At 43.9% G+C, this 18,125-nt stretch carries 15 protein-coding genes and 1 pseudogene; 1 reads left to right on the top strand and 15 read right to left on the bottom strand.

What is annotated here, in order from left to right:
* The 3 genes and pseudogenes from ACH97_RS17760 to ACH97_RS24100 form a co-directional block, all read right to left on the bottom strand.
* Nucleotides 1-1,809: a T7SS effector LXG polymorphic toxin gene (locus tag ACH97_RS17760; RefSeq protein ID WP_020451472.1), complete on the bottom strand. Its 1,809-nt coding sequence runs from the start codon at nucleotides 1,807-1,809 to the stop codon at nucleotides 1-3.
* A 328-nt stretch (nucleotides 1,810-2,137) separates the two neighbouring features.
* Nucleotides 2,138-3,265 (bottom strand): response regulator aspartate phosphatase, encoded by a 1,128-nt coding sequence (locus ACH97_RS17755; protein WP_155519901.1) that lies wholly within the window; start codon nucleotides 3,263-3,265, stop codon nucleotides 2,138-2,140.
* Between the two features lie 204 nt (nucleotides 3,266-3,469).
* A pseudogene (locus tag ACH97_RS24100) lies at nucleotides 3,470-3,583 on the bottom strand (ArpU family transcriptional regulator); the annotation flags it as partial.
* A 192-nt stretch (nucleotides 3,584-3,775) separates the two neighbouring features.
* Here ACH97_RS24100 and ACH97_RS17750 point away from each other — a divergent pair.
* Entirely contained in the window at nucleotides 3,776-4,165 is a 390-nt protein-coding gene (locus ACH97_RS17750; protein WP_020451469.1) for a hypothetical protein, read from the top strand.
* A gap of 250 nt (nucleotides 4,166-4,415) precedes the next feature.
* On the opposite strand, the gene ACH97_RS17745 is transcribed toward ACH97_RS17750, so the two are convergent.
* The 12 genes from ACH97_RS17745 to ACH97_RS17690 form a co-directional block, all read right to left on the bottom strand.
* The gene (locus ACH97_RS17745) at nucleotides 4,416-4,877 is read right to left on the bottom strand and encodes an SMI1/KNR4 family protein (RefSeq protein WP_020451468.1); all 462 of its coding nucleotides are present in this window, start codon (nucleotides 4,875-4,877) and stop codon (nucleotides 4,416-4,418) included.
* 407 nt (nucleotides 4,878-5,284) lie between these two features.
* On the bottom strand, nucleotides 5,285-5,566 hold the full coding sequence (locus ACH97_RS17740; RefSeq protein WP_020451467.1) for a putative quinol monooxygenase: 282 nt from the start codon (nucleotides 5,564-5,566) through the stop codon (nucleotides 5,285-5,287).
* 311 nt (nucleotides 5,567-5,877) lie between these two features.
* Nucleotides 5,878-7,788: a DNA mismatch repair endonuclease MutL gene (gene mutL / locus ACH97_RS17735; RefSeq protein WP_020451466.1), complete on the bottom strand. Its 1,911-nt coding sequence runs from the start codon at nucleotides 7,786-7,788 to the stop codon at nucleotides 5,878-5,880.
* Nucleotides 7,789-7,805: 17 nt separating this feature from the next.
* Nucleotides 7,806-10,415: a DNA mismatch repair protein MutS gene (gene mutS, locus ACH97_RS17730; RefSeq protein ID WP_020451465.1), complete on the bottom strand. Its 2,610-nt coding sequence runs from the start codon at nucleotides 10,413-10,415 to the stop codon at nucleotides 7,806-7,808.
* Nucleotides 10,416-10,525: 110 nt separating this feature from the next.
* On the bottom strand, nucleotides 10,526-11,074 hold the full coding sequence (cotE, locus tag ACH97_RS17725; protein ID WP_020451464.1) for an outer spore coat protein CotE: 549 nt from the start codon (nucleotides 11,072-11,074) through the stop codon (nucleotides 10,526-10,528).
* Between the two features lie 243 nt (nucleotides 11,075-11,317).
* Entirely contained in the window at nucleotides 11,318-11,749 is a 432-nt protein-coding gene (gene ricA, locus ACH97_RS17720) for a regulatory iron-sulfur-containing complex subunit RicA (RefSeq protein ID WP_020451463.1), read from the bottom strand.
* Nucleotide 11,750: 1 nt separating this feature from the next.
* Nucleotides 11,751-13,280, bottom strand: a complete 1,530-nt coding sequence (gene miaB, locus ACH97_RS17715) for a tRNA (N6-isopentenyl adenosine(37)-C2)-methylthiotransferase MiaB (RefSeq protein ID WP_020451462.1) — start codon at nucleotides 13,278-13,280, stop codon at nucleotides 11,751-11,753.
* 143 nt (nucleotides 13,281-13,423) lie between these two features.
* Nucleotides 13,424-14,599: a glycine C-acetyltransferase gene (locus ACH97_RS17710; RefSeq protein ID WP_020451461.1), complete on the bottom strand. Its 1,176-nt coding sequence runs from the start codon at nucleotides 14,597-14,599 to the stop codon at nucleotides 13,424-13,426.
* 14 nt (nucleotides 14,600-14,613) lie between these two features.
* Nucleotides 14,614-15,657 carry an L-threonine 3-dehydrogenase gene (gene tdh / locus ACH97_RS17705; protein ID WP_095323568.1) on the bottom strand — a complete coding sequence of 348 codons (1,044 nt, stop codon included), beginning with the start codon at nucleotides 15,655-15,657 and terminating at the stop codon, nucleotides 14,614-14,616.
* A gap of 124 nt (nucleotides 15,658-15,781) precedes the next feature.
* On the bottom strand, nucleotides 15,782-16,702 hold the full coding sequence (locus tag ACH97_RS17700) for a dipeptidase (protein WP_020451459.1): 921 nt from the start codon (nucleotides 16,700-16,702) through the stop codon (nucleotides 15,782-15,784).
* Nucleotides 16,703-16,807: 105 nt separating this feature from the next.
* Nucleotides 16,808-17,068: a stage V sporulation protein SpoVS gene (gene spoVS / locus ACH97_RS17695; RefSeq protein ID WP_003181955.1), complete on the bottom strand. Its 261-nt coding sequence runs from the start codon at nucleotides 17,066-17,068 to the stop codon at nucleotides 16,808-16,810.
* 201 nt (nucleotides 17,069-17,269) lie between these two features.
* Complete coding sequence (locus ACH97_RS17690) at nucleotides 17,270-18,067, bottom strand: TIGR00282 family metallophosphoesterase (RefSeq protein ID WP_020451458.1); 798 nt, start codon at nucleotides 18,065-18,067, stop codon at nucleotides 17,270-17,272.
* Nucleotides 18,068-18,125: the final 58 nt, after the last annotated feature.

The following is an 18,125-nucleotide window of genomic DNA, read 5'->3' as shown; positions in this document are numbered from 1 at the left end:
CTATCTGTTAAGATGCTTCAATAGCGCTTTGAATGTCTTCTCGTCACCATCAAAAGGAATATAATATTTTTTTGCTTCTTTTTTTCCCTTTCGGAAATCTTCAATATTTATATGAGGTCCCTTTTCGGGATCGTAATCCAAACGCCACCTTACTTTTTTGTCACTAGATCTTCTGCCGATAATTTTACCATAACCTGCGCTTACTTCTAACCTCCCTACAAGTGGTTTTGAGTCCGGCCCTAGATCTCCAATAATCTCCATGGCTTTATTTCTAGCTTGCTCGTAAGTTTTTACCTTTGGAAGGGCTATTTCTTTTCCACTTTTAGATGGTTTCCCAATAGATTTAGAGGATTTAAATAAAACACTCTTCTTCTTATCCTCAAGCAGCTCTCTCAGCAAAGGCGTATTTTTCACATTAGGGGCCTCTCCCGCTCTTTGGAGCATCCCTTCTAATGCAGGAGTATAGCGATTTTTAGGCGGGCTGAAATGTTGTTTAAAAGAGTTAACACTTTTCTTTGCTGTTTGGGCTGCAGCCTTGCCAGCTTTGCCGAGACTTTTTGAGCCTGATACGACAGTAGGCCCGGCCTCTGCCAACCCCCATATCGTACCAATCGCATAAGCAATATAGTGTCCGCGAGAATATGAATCCCCATGTACCATCTTTTCATCCCAAGAATCTGCAATTGATTGCAACATACTTTCAAAAGTGGCTTTGTAATCATACTCAAGTACTGAATTTACAGTTGCTTTTGGGTTTTTAACAAAGTTGTCTGCGTGTCCAATAAGAACTTTACCTGTTTCAATCGTTCCTTGGATCGTATCTTTTGCAAATTCATATCCTCCAACCACAAAGCCTTTCATACTTTCTAAGACATGTTTTCCATCTTCCAGAGTTCCTTTAATTGGATCTGCTCTGAACTCATAAGCTTCTTCAATGGCAGTAACATAATTCATCTGTTCAGATGTAAGATTATCATATCCAATCTCTCTAGCAACTTTGAGAAACTCATCCGGATCATCATACAACTTTTCAAGTTTATTCTTCAACGTATCAGTATGACTCATAGGTTCTATTTTGCTGGCCTCTTTTTCAAGCTTTGATCTCTTATCGAGCTTATCCAACATGACACCCATTGCTGTGTCTTGTCCACCACGCAAAGTATCCATCTCATCTGGCTTTAAAATCGAACCTTTTTGATAGCCGGTAATTTCAATTTTAGGCCCTGTGTACATTTTTTCAAGCCTGGTTATGTATCTCTGCATCGTTTCCAGGTCGTTTTCAGCGGTTTTAAGAGCACTTGTCTGTTCGCGGTCAAAAGTGTGCAGCTTTTCAATTGTCTGATTGATTTCCTTTAAGGCTTTCTGATTCTGTTCGTGAAAGCCGCTGTCATTCAAATCAGGCAAATCGACAATGTGGCTGACTTTTGCGACCGTGGCGTTTGTTTTAGATACCAAACGCTTCGTTGTGCGGTCGGCTGAATTCACCCCTTGTTCGAGCTCGTGTTCGAGAAAGGTTTGCGATATAAATCCGTTATGATTCGGTTCAAAGGAATTCAGCGCATTTTTGATTTTTTTCAATGCAGACTGATATTCCCTAATAAGAGTTTCGTAAAACTGAAGGAATGGAGTATGGCATTCTTCATAAAAGTTACGTATCGCGTCTCCCCCTTTCCCCTTTAAAGCATCATCAAGTGATGTAATGCCCTCAACACTTTTTTTAACTTTGGCAATTTCGTCTGATTGATGTTTTAATTGTTCCAGCGTTTGATCAATGGCTTTGTGCAACGCTTGAACATCCAGAGTCTTCATAGCATTCTCCTCTAATACTAAAGTGACATATCTCGAGATATTTTACCACTTTATAAAAATAATTGGTGAATAAAACCTGTCAACCCATGAAAATGAATCTTTTAGATTAGGTCATTGAACCTATTTGTTAAGGGATTGAAATACATAAAAAAAGCCGCTAATTAAACGGCTAAAAGGATATTCCAAAAACTCATTTTTAGATTAAATAACAAAATAATGATTGGGTGCGCTTGTGATGTTTCTTGAAGCTGTGTTGATATCATCGTTGTTCGAAAAATGACTGAGAAAGCCAAGTCCAATTATCATAATTCCTAAACCGATCTTCATTTTAGACTTCATACAAACATTCCCCCTTCAATATTTGCTTTTGAGCATAGACCATCTTTTTAAGACAGATGAGACTATCCTCTGTTTTTCCATTATAATCTAGATAGGTGCCGGCTAACAATGCCAGCTCTTCCAAATACGGAAATCCTTTGCTTGTTTCCAGTCGGTTGAAAATTTTAAAAAGTGATGTAGTTTCACCCCGTCTTATATAAAGTGACTCGAGAGCTTCAAAAAGGCTTATAAACAGATGATCTTTAAGCTCCACAGCACTTCTAAGCCCTTTTCGGTAATAATCCTTGGCTTTATCATGCTTATTTTGTTTGAAATTGATTAGTGCCAAGTCGTGATATGCTTGCGGCAAATTTTTTGATTTTAATTTTTTATATTGAATGAGAGCTTGTTCAATATATCTTGCAGCCTTATTTAAGTTGTCCATTTTGTGATAGCAGTTGCCAAGGTTGTAAAAAGCAGAAGCGTATATCTGTGGATTTTTCTTTTTTAATAGTTCTGCGCCTCTAAGTGCTTGATTTAGGTGTGGAAGAGCCTTTTCATGATTCTCTAAATCATCATAATTCCCAGCAATGACAAAATGACACTGAATAAGGCGAACAGAATAGAGTTCATATTTTTTGTAAATGTTATATGCACGCTCTGCAAAGTACATCGAAACGTGGGTCATTTTCATGTGGTAATAGACTTCAGCCATTTTAAAGTGAAATTCCGCTTTTTCAATCGAATCTGATATAGCAGGAAATTGACGTTCCGCTCTTTTATAATAAGTAATTGCCTTCGTATATTCTCCATTCCTAAATTCGTACATCCCTCGAAAAAAATGATAATAATACATAAGCATATGATCTAATTTTCGTTTATTCCCTTCAATTCTCTTCAAATATTCTGATAATTCCATCTGTTTTTCACCCGAAGGTGCTATATATTCTATCATTATACTGTGGCGGAAAGCCATCAACTGATAATAGATTAGTAAATCCTGATCTTCTTCCATAACCTCTATATCCCTTTCAATTTCAGCTTTAAGCATTTCGGCGTCTGTCACATTGAATTTTTGAATATGCTGGTGCCACTCAGTAATTTTCATCCCCACTTCTGCAGATGAGATTCTATCCAACCTTTTCACCCTTCCCTTAACTATACTAATGATGTAAATTTTAACAATATTTCATCATTCGAAAAAGACGTTCGGGCCACCGCAATTAAATTTTCGGTTCCCCCCGCAACAGCAATTTGAGAAAGGGTTAAGAACTATTGATTTAATGGGGGTGATTTTAGGTGATTAAAGTTAGATGCTATTGCGGCTTTTTAAAAGGGAGCGCTATATAATCCCAAGAGCTGTCGAAAAATTGTAAATGGCTCGCCGTTTGACCAGATAGTATTTGTCCTTTTTCAACCCCATCTCCATATAAATCTCAATGTCCTTTATTTTTTGAGAGCAACAGGCTGGGAATTCATATACTTCTACCTAATCATAAACTTTATATAATGGCCTTTTTTGAACGTTGAAGATTGCATCACCGATTTCTAGGCAAATATACAATTATGTATAGACAAACTTCCAGTCCAAAAATAGTCGAATATAATTCTTTATTATAAATCGTAAGATAAAAAGGAGTGATAGGGCTTGTTTTATGATCAATATCCTGTAAACCCGTTTTCATTCCCATCTTTTCATCGGCCATTTGGAATTGAATCCAGTACCTATGTTCGGAATATGCGAGCATTTAGAGATCTTGACCACCTTCGCAGAAATATTGTTCGTTTATTGGGCAGGATGGGGTATGTATTAGTCAGAATTGGAGTGGATCAATTTAATAATCTAGGAGTTACAGGCCAAAGACCCGGTACAGCCTACCAAGAGCTATGTGAAATCTGGATTTATCATAAACACCTTGAGGGCAGAAGTTACGAGGAAACCGTTCTTGCTGAATGTACTACTGATGAAGAGGCTAAAAGACATGTCGATCAGGTTGTCGCCGCGCTACAGGGAATGGTTCGACCTATAGAGCCTTAATTGTTAGAATTTGCTTCATTAAAGTAGAATCAGAATCACATTCAAACCATGCATCATTAGGGGAAAAGGGCCATTAAAAGCGGATACAACCCGTGCACAAATAGTGTCCGCAGGCTCTCCGTCATGGACTCGCTCTTCACGTTCGTTTTTCTTGTCTTTAACGTATGACAAAGTAGAATAACCAAAAGCCCACCATTTTATCCCCTTTTAAAAAGTACTCAATTAGAGATCGAGTGCTTGCTATATGCAATTATTCTTCATCGTCCCACTCTTCGTCTTCTTCCCAGTTTTCTTTAGACTCCTTAAGGTTTTCTATGAAAAACTCTAGAAAATTAGTAGCTACTTTTCGACCATAACCCTCTTGATTATCCCAAAGTATAACTGGGCATTCACCATCTACCATCCTGTTTGTATCAAGACAATAAGAGAATTCATCTACGTATTCAATGACTACGATACCATCAATTAAACCATAGTGATCTCTGTAATCTTCAGTAACTGTTACTACTCTTGAAACTTTTCCATGACCTAAAATATCTACACCGTAAATTCCACCGGACCCATAGTTTTTTAAAAACCATTTATAACTTTCGGGTAGTTTTACATTTAGGTTTTCTTGAATATCATTAATTTTTTCGATGCTAATGCCACCTGTAAAATCATCATCTTCAGCATTTTCTTTTATGAATTGTTCAACTTCCGAATAGTTCACAGAAATCACCTCTTAATCTTGATTCTCAAATTGTTTCATTCTTTTTTCTTCGTGATTTTTTAATTCTGTTACTCCAGCCAAACTTATTACTTTCTTGATAGATACAAACAGCTTATTAAACATTTGATCTGATTTTGCTTCAATTCGAGAGGCTAGCCAAAATGCTAAATGCGCTCCAATTTTTGGGGAAGAGCACGGGTTTCATGTTGCCGAAAAAGCAATCACCGGCTAAAAAATTAAATCAGTGTTTCAATGACTGAAGCGGACTCCTAAAGGGTCTGCTTTTTTGTTCTTAACAGCCCTCGGGATTATCCGAGAGCTGTCGTGAGATTGTAAATTGACCCGCCGTTTTATTTGATCGTATTTATCCTTTTAAGGCCACCTTCATATAAATCTCAAGGAGCCTTTTAATCTTTCACATTGCTTTTCATTAACCATTCTACTTCCGTTAATTCTTGTTTTTGAACGTCTTTTGTGTGTTTTTTTGTGAAATGGACCTTAAGAGCTTCTTCGTTTTCCCAAATCTCCCAGAGCATGATTTTGCGTTCTGATGGTTCAAGGGGATACGCATGGAATTTAATGCATCCTTCTTCTTTGTTCGTTTCTTCCTCAAGTATTTTGAATTCCTTCATTATTTCATTGAGGTCTTTATCACTGATAATTTTTAAGCATGCCGTTATGTAATGCATCCAAATTCCCCCTTCAAATCATTTCATAGCCTTTCATTATAACATTTTCTCAAAAAATGAAAACAACTGCGAAATTTGTCTAATGGCTGCCTTATGGGTTTCCACTTAAAAAAGGGCTCTCTATGAGATGAAGCCCTTTTTCCCTATCTTGAGAATAACCGGACGATATACGCGCCGCTTCCTGATGTTCTGGACACTAAACTTTTTAATGGGTGTTGAAACAATCCGTCTAAAAGTGGTCAAAATGTGGCCAATAAAATGAAAATCGCTCTCAGCCGTTGATGTAGCATGGGCTGTGAGCGATTAGATATTTACATGACCCGCTTAAACATCTTCTCCATCTCATAGGTGGAGTAGTGGATGATAATCGGCCGGCCGTGCGGGCATGTGAATGGGTCGGATGTTCTGCGCAGCTCATCGAGCAGGGCGGTGATTTCGTCGTCCCGCAGATGATGGTTGGCTTTGATGGAGCCTTTGCAGCTCATCATGATTGCGGCTTCTTCACGCAGTTTTTTGATGTCGATCGTGCGGTCATCAAGGACCTGTTGAATGATGTCTTCAATGATCGTCGTTTCTTCCCCTTTTGGAAACCAAGTCGGGTGGCATCGGACGATATAGCTGCCGGCGCCGAACGATTCGAGAAAGACGCCGACTTTGGCTAAGTCGTCCAAGTGCTGGTCGATCGTCAGCGCTTCATTTTTTGAATAATGGAATGTCAGCGGCACAAGCAGGTCCTGGACTTCCGGTTCGACTTCTCCGACTTTTTCACGGAAATATTCGTATTTGATCCGCTCCTGTGCGGCGTGCTGATCGATGATGTACAGCCCGTTTTCATTTTGGGCGAGAATGTAGGTGCCGTGCATTTGGCCGATCGGATACATGATCGGCACCCTTTCTTTTGGCGTCTCTTCGTCATGGGCGTTTTCGCCTGCCTGTTCCGGTTCGGCTTGTACGGCCGCTTCGGCTTCCGGCGTATACTCTTCCGCTCCGGGCCATTCAGGTTCGGTGTCTTGCATAATGCTTTCTTCGCGCTCTGCGGGAGCGGGAGGAGGCGGGTCTTTGACTACCGAGCTTAATTTCATCGCCGAAAACGATGGCTCCGGCTTATATTCTCTTTCAATATCAGGATCAGAAAGAGGTGCCGGCTCTCGTACCTGGTCGAAATCAAGCTTTTGCTGTTCCGGTTTATTGATCAGAGGTGCGGTTTTTTTCGGAACTTGCACGCTTGGAATGAGCTGCTGCTGTTTAAAGACGTCTTTGATGGCGTCGCGAATCAGTTCGTGAAGCTCCGTCTCTTTGCTCAGCCTGACCTCCAGCTTTGACGGATGCACGTTGACATCCACAAGCAGCGGGTCCATGTTGATTTCAATAAACGTGATCGGATGGCGGCCGATCGGAAGAAGCGTATGGTAGCCCTCGTGGATCGCTTTCACGAGCGGAAAGTTTTTAATGTATCTGCCGTTGACGACAGATGACATGTAATTTCGCGATGCACGCGTAATTTCAGGAAGGGCGATATAGCCTTTCACTTCAAAATCAAGAGATCTCGCTTCAAGCGGGAGCATTTTTTTGGCAACCGCCGTGCCGTAAATCGCCGCAAGCACGTGGCGGACATCGCCGTTTCCGTTTGTCTGCAGAAGCGTTTTCCCTTGATGACGCAGCCTGATCGAAACTTCCGGGTGGGCAAGGGCGATTCTGTTGACCACATCTGTAATGTTGCCAAGCTCCGTATGGATCGTTTTCATATATTTCAGCCTTGCCGGCGTATTGAAAAACAGATTGGTAACCGTAATTTCGGTTCCTCTGCGGCTTGACGCTTTTTGCTCGGAAATGATTCTTCCCCCCTGAAGCGTCAAATGGGTGCCTGCTCCTTCTCCGGTGCTCGTTTTAATGCTTAGATGTGAGACAGACGCGATACTTGGCAAAGCTTCTCCGCGAAATCCGAGCGTTCTGACGCGAAACAGATCGTTTTCGTCTTTGATTTTGCTTGTGGCATGACGCAAAAAAGCCGTTCTGCAGTCTTCTGCATCCATCCCTTCGCCGTCGTCAAGCACTTTAATCGAGGCGAGACCCGCTTCTTCAACATCGATTTCAATCACGGAGCTGTTCGCATCGATTGCATTTTCGACAAGCTCTTTGACGACCGACGCAGGCCTTTCCACTACTTCACCCGCCGCGATTTTATTCGATAAATCGTCTGGCAGCTGAACAATTTTTGCCAAGTTGGGTCACCTCTTTATTACTTTAATTTTTTTTGCAGCCTGTACAGTTCATTCATGACTTGTATAGGCGTCATATCGAGCAGATCCATCGTTTTAAATTCGGCTAAAACAGCCTGCTCTTTTTTGGAGAGCTTCGTCTCTTTTTCTTTCGGCTTGTCCGTTTCAAAAAATGACAGCTGGGCCGGTTGATCTGCAACAGTTGCCGCGACTTCTTCCGCCGCCTCTTTTACCGTATTCGGAGCCGTTGATGGAACCGCTTCTTTGGCGCCGGATTCAAGCTCTTTCAGGATCGTTTTCGCCCTGCTGATCAAACCGTCGGGTAATTCGGCAAGCTGCGCAACATGGATACCGTAGCTTTTATCTGCTGCGCCTTCTTTTATCTGGTGAAGGAATACGACCTTTCCTTCGTATTCTTCCGCACGAACGTGAACATTCTTCAAGTCGGCAAGCTTTTCTTCAAGGGTTGTCAGCTCGTGATAGTGAGTGGAAAATAAAGTCTTCGCGCCGATGTACTCGTGAACGTACTCGATGATTGCCTGCGCAAGCGCCATTCCGTCGTAAGTGGACGTACCCCGGCCGATTTCGTCAAATAGAATCAAGCTGTTTTTCGTCGCATGAACGATCGCATTTTTGGCTTCAAGCATTTCCACCATAAACGTGCTCTGCCCGGATATAAGATCATCCGCAGCACCGATTCTTGTAAAGATCTGATCAAAGATCGGCAGCACCGCTTTTTTGGCAGGAACAAAACAGCCGATCTGCGCCAAAATGGAGATCAGCGCCATCTGTCTCATATACGTGCTTTTCCCTGACATATTCGGCCCGGTGATTAAAAGCATCTGTCTGCCTTTGCCCATTTCGCAGCTATTCGGAACGTAAGACTGGCTGTCCATCACCTTTTCTACGACCGGATGCCGTCCGTCGATCACCTGAACGACGTCCTCGGAAAACTCCGGTTTAACATAGTGGCGGTTTTCGCTGATCGTCGCAAAACATTGGAGCACATCAAGCTCGCTCATCATTTTTGCCAGCTGCTGCAGGCGCGGAATATATTCCTTCACCTTGCTGCGAAGCTCGGAAAACAGCTCATACTCCAGCTCGCAAATATTGTTTTCCGCTTCGAGAATCAGCGCTTCTTTTTCTTTCAGCTCCGGCGTGATGTAGCGTTCTGCATTGGTCAGCGTCTGCTTCCGTTCATAGCGGCCTTCTTCAAGCAGATGGATGTTGGCTTTCGTCACTTCAATATAATAGCCGAACACCTTGTTAAAGCCGACTTTTAAAGAGCGGATTCCCGTGTACTCGCGTTCCTGCTGCTCAAGCCTTGCGATCCAGTCCTTTCCGTTCTTGCTTGCGTCCCTGTATTCATCCAGCTTCTCGTGATAGCCGTCTTTGATCAAGTTCCCCTCTTTTAATGAAAGCGGCGGATTCTCGTATAGCGCATCTTCCAAAAGATTCAAAAGATCGCCGCACGGATCGATTTTCTCGGCGCGCGCTTTTGCTTTCGGATGGTCGAGGGAGCCGACAAGCTGTTTGATGGCCGGCACTTGTTTCAGCGATTCCTTTAGCTGGATCAAATCTCGGGCATTGACGTTGCCGTAAGCGACCCTTCCGGCGAGCCGCTCGAGATCGTATACTTCCTTCAGCCGTTCGCGCAAATCTTCCCGCTCAAACAAATGGGCGATCAGCGTTTCGACGATTTCCTGGCGCTCTTCGATCTGTCCCTTTCTGATCAGCGGTCTGTCGATCCATTGCTTTAACAGCCTTCCTCCCATTGCCGTTTTCGTTTCATCCAAAAGCCAAAGAAGCGAGCCTTTTTTGTTTTTCGAACGGATCGTTTCCGTCAGCTCGAGATTGCGTTTCGAATACAAATCGATTTTCATCGCTTCTTCGAGCTCGTAAGCCTGAACGTTTTGAAGGTGGTCAAGGCTTCTTTTCTGCGTCCGCTTCAAGTAGACGTAAAGCCTCATAAACGTATCGACAAGCTCTTTGGACGCCAGACCGTTCACAATGTCAGGCCATTCATCTGCTTGTTCATCCTCGAAAGAAATCGTGGCGCCGCAGCGCTCTTTCAGTAGCGCGACATCTTTCTCGTCAAAGTTGCGGCTGACGACGATTTCCCTTGCTCCGACAGAGTAAATCTCGGAAACGACATCATCAAGCCTTTCGATAATCGTCACTAAGTTCTCGCCCGTCGTCAAATCAGAAAAAGCGAGCCCGTAAGTATGCTGAAATTCACTGACAGAGGCGATAAAGTTGTTTTCATTTTCATGAATTCCTTTTCCGTCCATCACGGTGCCGGGTGTGATCAGCTGCACGACCTCCCTTTTGACGACTCCTTTGGCCGATTTAGGGTCCTCCACCTGCTCACAGATCGCGACTTTATAGCCTTTTTTAATGAGCTGTTCGATATATGAAGAGCATGAATGATAAGGAACCCCGCACATCGGGATTCTTTCGCTCGATCCACCGTCTCTGCTCGTCAGCGTGATTTCGAGTTCCTGAGACGCCTTTTTGGCATCTTCAAAAAACATTTCATAAAAGTCTCCAAGACGAAAAAATAAAAAGGCATCCTGATACTCTGCCTTAATCTTTAAATATTGCTGTATCATAGGCGTGTAGCCTGTCATATTTAATCCCTCACTATGTATAAACGTTTCTATTGATTCCAACACTCATTATACCATAAAGATTCATGCTGAAAAAAAAGAAACTAGGGCGGTGTTTCCCTAGCTTCCTTTTATTCTTCTGGATCTCCGACCAAAAACTCCGGATTGATATCCTCAAGTTCTTCATCAAGTTCTTCTTCCCACGCTTCTTCCTCATCGCTTTCCGTCCAATCAGAATTGACCTCAACGACGACCTTCGTCTCGCCGACAACCTCTGACAAAAATTCCCTTTCCGCCTGTACAACCACTTTGTTTCCGTTCGGAGAAATGGTCACTTCAAGGCAGTTCGGCTGCTGAAGCACCTTCGCAATCACTTCGTGTTCATCATCTAAGTAATTTTTGTCGCGATACCGGAGCTTAATAACATCAACATAGGAAACGCGTTCTGTCACAACTTCGGTTTTGGTGTTGTCCGCATATGAATACCAGACGTTGATATCATATGTCCCTTCAATTTCCACGGTTTTTCCGATTTTTTCGGCGTCATACTTATGATTGATAATCCAACCGCCTAAAATACTGGTTGGCTTTTGCGAAGGGGAGATTGTATGAGTGGACTGGGTGAATTTCCGGCCTTTCGCGACCACCGCTTTAGTAATAATTTCCCTGTATTCAGACATTCGGTCATGCCTCCTTGTTTTTCCTCATATTATCCTATGCTGGGCATTCGTCTAATGTGCGTTCCTTGAGAAATCAAAATAACATCCCATATAATGAATCTGTTTAAGTGTATGCAGATAAAAGGATAAACTTGACTTAAATCAGAAAAGAAAAAGACAGACCGAAAACCGAATCTTTTCAATTAGCCGTCGCGGCGGGAAATTGCATTCAAAAAAACGACGCCTTTAAAAGGCGCCGCCAAATTATAGAGAACAGCTCGGTGATGAATTTTTTACTCTTGAACCGGTCTCGCCTTTCAGCAGGTCTCCACCGGTTGATGTGATGATCTCGTTTGTCACTTGGTTTGATATTGTATGCGCGACGAGCTGAAGAAGGTCGTTGACTTCCATTTGGGAGTCTCTGAACTCTTGAATGATCGGGATCTCGTCAAGCTCTTCCTGAAGCGCGTCAATCTTTGCTTCCGTTTGTTTAAGCGCTTCGTGCTTTTCGTAATGTTTAAAGTTGACGGCTTGCTTTTGCAGGGCTTTGATTTGGTTGATTATGCCAGTTATTTTGGCATTCTCATTAATCTGTGCCTCCGCTTTTTTGAAAAAGTCGACTTCTTCCGTTTCGGCAATCATTTTTGCGAGCTCCCGCGCTTTTGCAACAATCTCTTTTTTCGTATAAAGCGTCACTTTATTTCACCTCGATTGCTTCTCCTACCATTTCTCCGTCAAGCGACCAAGTTTTCGCCTGGTGGATTTTCACGTTGACAAGCTGGCCGATCGCTTCTTTTGGTCCTTTGAAGTTAACAAGCTTGTTTTTCCGTGTATAGCCGGCAAGGATATCAGGGTTGTTTTTACTTTCACCCTCTACTAACACTTCGACAACCTGCCCCTCATATTCCTTCATTTTCTTCGCGGAAATTTCGTTGACCACTTCATTTAATCGCTGAAGCCGTTCTTTTTTCACGCGCATCGGAACATTGTCTTTCATTTTTGCAGCTGGCGTTCCTTCGCGAGGCGAGTAAATGAACGTATAGGCGCTGTCAAATTCAACTTCTCTGTATAAGGAAAGCGTTTCTTCAAATTGCTCATCAGTTTCGTTCGGGAAGCCGACGATAATGTCTGTTGTTAAAGACGCGTTCGGCATCGCTTTTTTAATTTTGGCGACAAGCTCGAGATAGCGTTCCCGGTCGTATTTGCGCGCCATCAGTTTCAAGACATCCGAGCTTCCGGACTGAACAGGCAGGTGGATGTGGTCCAGAAGGTTCCCGCCTTTTGCGAGCACCTCGATCAGATGATCGTCAAAATCACGCGGATGGCTTGTCGTGAAGCGGATTCGCGGAATATTGATTTTGCGGAGCTCATCCATCAAGTGTCCGAGTCCGTATTCCATATCCTCGAAATCTTTGCCGTAAGCGTTGACGTTCTGTCCGAGAAGCGTGATTTCTTTATAGCCTTCAGCCGCAAGTCGTCTCACTTCCTGAATGATTTCTTCAGGACGTCTGCTTCGTTCTTTTCCTCTTGTGTACGGCACGATGCAGTACGTACAGAACTTGTCGCAGCCGTACATGATGTTGACCCAGCCTTTAATTTTGCCGGTGCGGACTTTCGGAAGGTTTTCAATGACATCGCCTTCTTTAGACCACACTTCGATGACCATTTCTTTTGACAGATAAGCTTCTGACAAAAGTTCCGGCAAGCGGTGGATATTGTGTGTACCGAAAATCAGATCGACGAACGGATGTTTCTTTAAAATCCGGTTGACGACTGATTCTTCCTGGGACATACATCCGCATACGCCAAGGATCAAATCCGGATTGTCTTTTTTCAAAGCTTTTAAATGGCCGATTTCACCGAATACTTTGTTTTCCGCATTTTCGCGAATGGCGCATGTGTTTAACAGAATCACATTAGCGTCTTCAGTCGAATCCGTCGGCTCATAGCCGAGGGTCATGAAAATACCGGCCATGACTTCTGTATCGTGTTCATTCATCTGGCAGCCGTATGTGCGGATGTAGAACTTCCGTCCTTCACCCATCCCTTTGTACTGCTCGGAAATTTTAAAATCGCTATGGTATTTAACCTCTTCTTTGCCGCGTTTTTTCGCATCTTTTAAGGAAGGCGGAACATAAACAGCTTCGAAGTACTTGCTGTAATCCTTCTCGGATTTTTTGTCCGATGGATTGACCTGTCCGCTTTCAATGCGCTGTTTCTCATTCATGTTTTTGATCTCCTTTCAAACAAAGCTCCACTCTTCAGTATAAAGGTTCTCGGTTGTCAGCACAACCCAGAACCTATCATTGTACACTAACTGAAAATGATTATCAATGGTTATTTGCTTTGTTTAAAAAGAAATCGACGAGTTTAAAGCAGACCCGCTTTTTTGGCGCCGGTTTCAATGATTTCAAGGGCTTTATCAAGTTCTTCTTTTGAATGCTGGGCGGTCATGATCGTTCTGATCCGCGCTTTGCCTTTCGGGACGGTCGGAAATACAATGGCCTGGGCAAATAAACCGAGCTCGAAAAGCGTGCTTGAAAAGCGGCATGCCTCGGCTTCATCACCTATTAAAATCGGCGTGATCGGCGTTTCGCTCTTAATCAGCGGAAGGCCGATTTTTTCAAGCTCTTTTTTGAAGTACGAAGTATTGTCCCAAAGCTTTTTAATTAATGAAGGTTCCTCCATCAGCACATTGACCGCTTCAATGCATGCCGCAGTGACGGCCGGCGGATGGGAAGTACTGAAGAGAAACGGTCTGCCTTTATGCTTTAAATAGTCGATCAGCACCTTGGAACCGGCCGCATAGCCTCCTAAAACACCGATCGCCTTGCTGAGCGTGCCGACTTGAATGTGAACCTTCCCGTCCAGCCCGAAATGGTGAACCGTTCCGCGCCCGTTCTCGCCGAGAACGCCGGACGCATGCGCGTCGTCGACCATGACAAATGCGTCATACTGTTCAGCGAGCCGGACGATTTCGGGAAGCGGTGCGATGTCTCCGTCCATCGAAAACACGCCGTCTGTAACGATAAGCCGCATTCTGTAATTCATTGATTTTTTTAAAATCTTTTCTAAATCTTCCATGTCCGCATGCTGATATACTTTTTTGCCCGCTTTGGTAAGTCTGATGCCGTCAATGATGGAAGCATGGTTTAATTCGTCTGAGATGACGATATCATCTTTGGTAAGAATGCTTGAAAGAATGCCTTGATTTGCGGTGAAACCGGACTGGAATACGAGCGCAGCTTCAGTATTTTTAAATGAAGCGAGCTTCTTTTCGAGCTCATCATGCATGGTGAATGTTCCGGCTATTGTCCGGACCGATCCCGTTCCAGCTCCGTACCGTTTTACCGCCTCTTCGGCCGCTTTTTGGAGGCGCGGATGTGACGTCAACCCGAGATAGTTATTGGATGAAAGCTGAATGATGTCTTTTCCCTTCATTTTGACAGTTGATCCTTGCAGCGATTCGATGATCGGCAGTTCCTGAAAAGTTCCGTTTTCTTTCATTGTATCAAGCTCGGAAGCTAAAAAATTAAATTCTTTCATATCCATCTCTCCCTTCACGGTATCAATACGACTTTTCCGCATTGCCCTTTTCTCATCAGTTCAAAGCCTTTTTCAAACTCTTCCATCGGGAAACGGTGGGTGATGACAGGCTTGATTTGAATCGTACCGGACTGGAGAAGACCGCTGACCTGCCTCCACGTTTCAAACATTTTGCGGCCGGTAATTCCCTGAACCGTCAATCCTTTAAAGACGATATCATTTGTCATATCGATGCATACGGGATGCTCGGGCAGACTTAAGACATGCACCCGCCCTCCGTTCGCAGCCATTTTTAAACTTTGGCGGATGGCCGTCGGATGGCCTGACATTTCGCAAACCAAGTCCGCCCCTTCACCGTCTGTTAAAGCGCTTACATTTTTGAGCGGATCTTCTTTTTCAACGGAGATGATATCGGTTGCCCCCATTTGCAATGCAAGGTCGAGCCTGTATTCGTTTTTATCGATGGCGATCACTTGTGACGCGCCTGACGCTTTTGCAACTGCCACGGCCATCAATCCGATCGGTCCGCAGCCGACGACAGCGACTTTCACTCCAGCTGTCATTCCCGTCAGAACCGTATGCACGGCGTTTCCGAGCGGTTCTTGAATAGAAGCGAGATCCTCAGGCATGCCGTCCGGATTTTTCCAAATGTTTGCGGCAGGCACTTTGACATATTCAGCAAAACAGCCGTCTGTATCGACACCGAGAATCAGCGTTTTTCTGCAGACATGCTCTTTTCCGGTCAAACACGGCAGGCACTTTCCGCAAACGATGTGCGTTTCTGCCGAAACATACTCCCCTTCTTGTACCGCAGTCACATTTTCCCCCACTAGTACAACCTCGCCGGAAAATTCGTGGCCAAACACATAAGGCGGTTTCACCCTGCTTTTCGCCCATTCATCCCAATTATAAATATGGACATCCGTTCCGCAAATCGATGCGGCTTTGACTTTGATCAGCACCTCGTGTTTGTCGATCTTCGGTATCGGGACGAGCTCGAAGCTGGCGCCTGGCTCCCCCGGCTTCTTGATAAGCGCCTTCATATTTCCGTCCAAGATGAACAGACCCCCTTTGCAAAATCGCTTTACAAAAGGATTGTAGCACGATAATTCATATTGGTAAACACCTGTGTCCTCCTGATAAAAACAGATGAACACCCTCTGAAAAATGTATGATATTTTTTTAAAATGGGATGCGGCTGAAGAAATTTTGAAAGAGAAATCCGTCGACTTGACTTGGTGTATATGAGCGCTGCAAAGCTTCGATCAGATTCCCGTAATCTTTGTGGGCCTCCAGACCCGGAATGACCCGGTCGATGCCGTCAAAATCAGATCCGAATCCGATATGCCGCTCGCCTCCCAAAGAACAGACATGGTCAATATGTGAGAGGATATCTTTGATCACAGGCGTTTTTCCGTTTCTCACGAATTCAGGGACAAATGTCAAACCGATGACGCCGTTCTTTTCAATAAGCGCTTTGATTTGATCGTCTTTTAAATTTCTCGGATGAGGGCAAAGGCTGTGCGCATTCGAATGAGAGGCGATCGGATACGCTGCCGTTTCAACCGCACCCCAAAAGCTTTTCTCTGATAAATGGGAGAGATCGGTCCATGCCCGGTTTTTGTTCGCCTTGCGAATCAGCCTTTCCCCATAAGAAGTCAAACCTGCGTTTCTTTCTTCTAAAGCGCCGTCTGCGAACGTATTGGCCCAGTTCCACGTCAGGCCGAAACTTCTGACTCCGAGCTGAAAAAAGATGTCAAACAGCCTTAAGTTTTTTGAGATCGGTTCACAGCCTTCCATCGTTAGAATGATGCCGGTTTCATCGCTTTTGAGCTTGTCGATATCGGCTTTATGTTTGATCAGTTTGATCCGCTTGTACTTTGCAATTTTTTCGTGAAACAGCCGGATCTGCACGAGCGCCATTTCAAGCCTTATTGTGTCGGGTACGGTTTCGGGCAGAAAAATCGCCAGACACTGCACTTTCGCCTTTCCGTTTAACAGAGCCTGAACCGGCGTTTGAAGCGACGGGTCACTGTACTCATTAAGCTTCGGATTTTTCCAGAGCTTCAGCAGCAAATCAGAATGGGCATCAAAAATTTTCACGTTCATCCTCTCCCGGCTGCATTTTTCAAAAACGGCTAAACCAAAAACAACCCGCTTACGTGAAAGTAAGCAGGTTGAAGCATTTGAAAAAGAGTGATTTTTCTATCAGCGAGGCTCTACGATTAGCTTAATCGCTGTTCGTTCTTCACCGTCAATTTGAATGTCCGTAAACGCCGGAATGCAAATCAGATCGACACCGCTCGGCGCTACAAATCCCCGTGCAATCGCTACCGCTTTAACAGCCTGATTTAATGCTCCGGCTCCGATTGCTTGAATTTCTGCAGCTCCTCGTTCCCTCAAGACTCCTGCGAGCGCACCTGCGACCGAGTTTGGATTTGATTTTGCTGAAACCTTTAATATTTCCATTCCTGCTCCCCCTTAAGTTTACAATGGATAAGTGAGTGTTCATTAGAACAATCATTATTAGATGTTGCTATTTTCAAAGCCATCCCCTTTTAATTGCTTTTCAAAAATAGCAGGGTACCTTCCATTTTTACTATATTCACTATAGGACCGGGATATTCCTGCTTTCCTTTTAATATTTTTCTAAAATGATTTTCTGTTCAGTCATTCAAAAAACATGTGGTCATCATTAATTAATATCCGGTCAATTTTAACGGCTTTCTTGTTCTGTTCGTCAATGTCAATGACAACTCCGCTCAGTGTTGTGCGGCCTTCGGCAATCTCAAAACGAACGGGCAGGCTCGTTTTAAATCGTTTGATAATCGTCTCGCGGTCGACGCCGAGAATTCCGTCGTAAGGCCCTGTCATCCCTACGTCTGTTATATATGCCGTGCCTTTCGGAAGAATGCGGTTGTCAGCTGTCTGAACATGCGTATGCGTTCCGACAACTGCTGAAACGCGGCCGTCCGTATACCAGCCGATCGCCTGCTTTTCGCTTGTCGCTTCGGCATGAAAATCGATAAAAATGAACGGTGTTCTTTTTGACGCTTCTTCTATTAATTCATCAGCTTTTCGAAAAGGGCAATCGATCGCAGGCAGAAATGTGCGGCCTTGCAAATTGATCACAGCCAGTTCCTTCGAACCGTTTGTTTTTATGTATGTGATGCCTTTTCCAGGCGTGCCTTCGGGAAAATTGGCGGGTCTGACGATCTGCGGCGCATCATCAATAAAATCAAATATTTCCCTTTTATCCCATGTGTGGTTTCCCATTGTGAGAACGTCGGCTCCCGCTTGAATGAGCTGGTGGTATATTTTTTCGGTAATGCCTTTTCCGTGTGCGGCGTTTTCTCCGTTGACGATGACGGCGTTCGGTTTATATTTCAGCTTCAGCTTCGGCAAATAGGTTTTGATCATGTCTCTGCCGGGCGAACCGACAACATCTCCAATAAATAAAATTCTCATAATTTGACCCTTTCTTTTTTAAAATAGGTTTTAATCATAGTGTTACACAAGGAAACAA

The sequence above is a fragment of the Bacillus paralicheniformis genome (assembly GCF_001042485.2).
In the GTDB taxonomy this organism is placed as follows: Bacteria; Bacillota; Bacilli; order Bacillales; family Bacillaceae; genus Bacillus; species Bacillus paralicheniformis.
This window is presented reverse-complemented; position numbering and strand designations above follow the sequence as displayed.

Coding starts and splice junctions, on each gene's coding strand:
- spoVS (WP_003181955.1), bottom strand. CDS start 17,068: ATGGAAATATTAAAGGTTTCAGCAAAATCAAATCCAAACTCGGTCGCA.
- mutS (WP_020451465.1), bottom strand. CDS start 10,415: ATGACAGGCTACACGCCTATGATACAGCAATATTTAAAGATTAAGGCA.
- miaB (WP_020451462.1), bottom strand. CDS start 13,280: ATGAATGAGAAACAGCGCATTGAAAGCGGACAGGTCAATCCATCGGAC.
- cotE (WP_020451464.1), bottom strand. CDS start 11,074: ATGTCTGAATACAGGGAAATTATTACTAAAGCGGTGGTCGCGAAAGGC.
- ACH97_RS17760 (WP_020451472.1), bottom strand. CDS start 1,809: ATGAAGACTCTGGATGTTCAAGCGTTGCACAAAGCCATTGATCAAACG.
- ACH97_RS17710 (WP_020451461.1), bottom strand. CDS start 14,599: ATGAAAGAATTTAATTTTTTAGCTTCCGAGCTTGATACAATGAAAGAA.
- ACH97_RS17690 (WP_020451458.1), bottom strand. CDS start 18,067: ATGAGAATTTTATTTATTGGAGATGTTGTCGGTTCGCCCGGCAGAGAC.
- ACH97_RS17740 (WP_020451467.1), bottom strand. CDS start 5,566: ATGCATTACATAACGGCATGCTTAAAAATTATCAGTGATAAAGACCTC.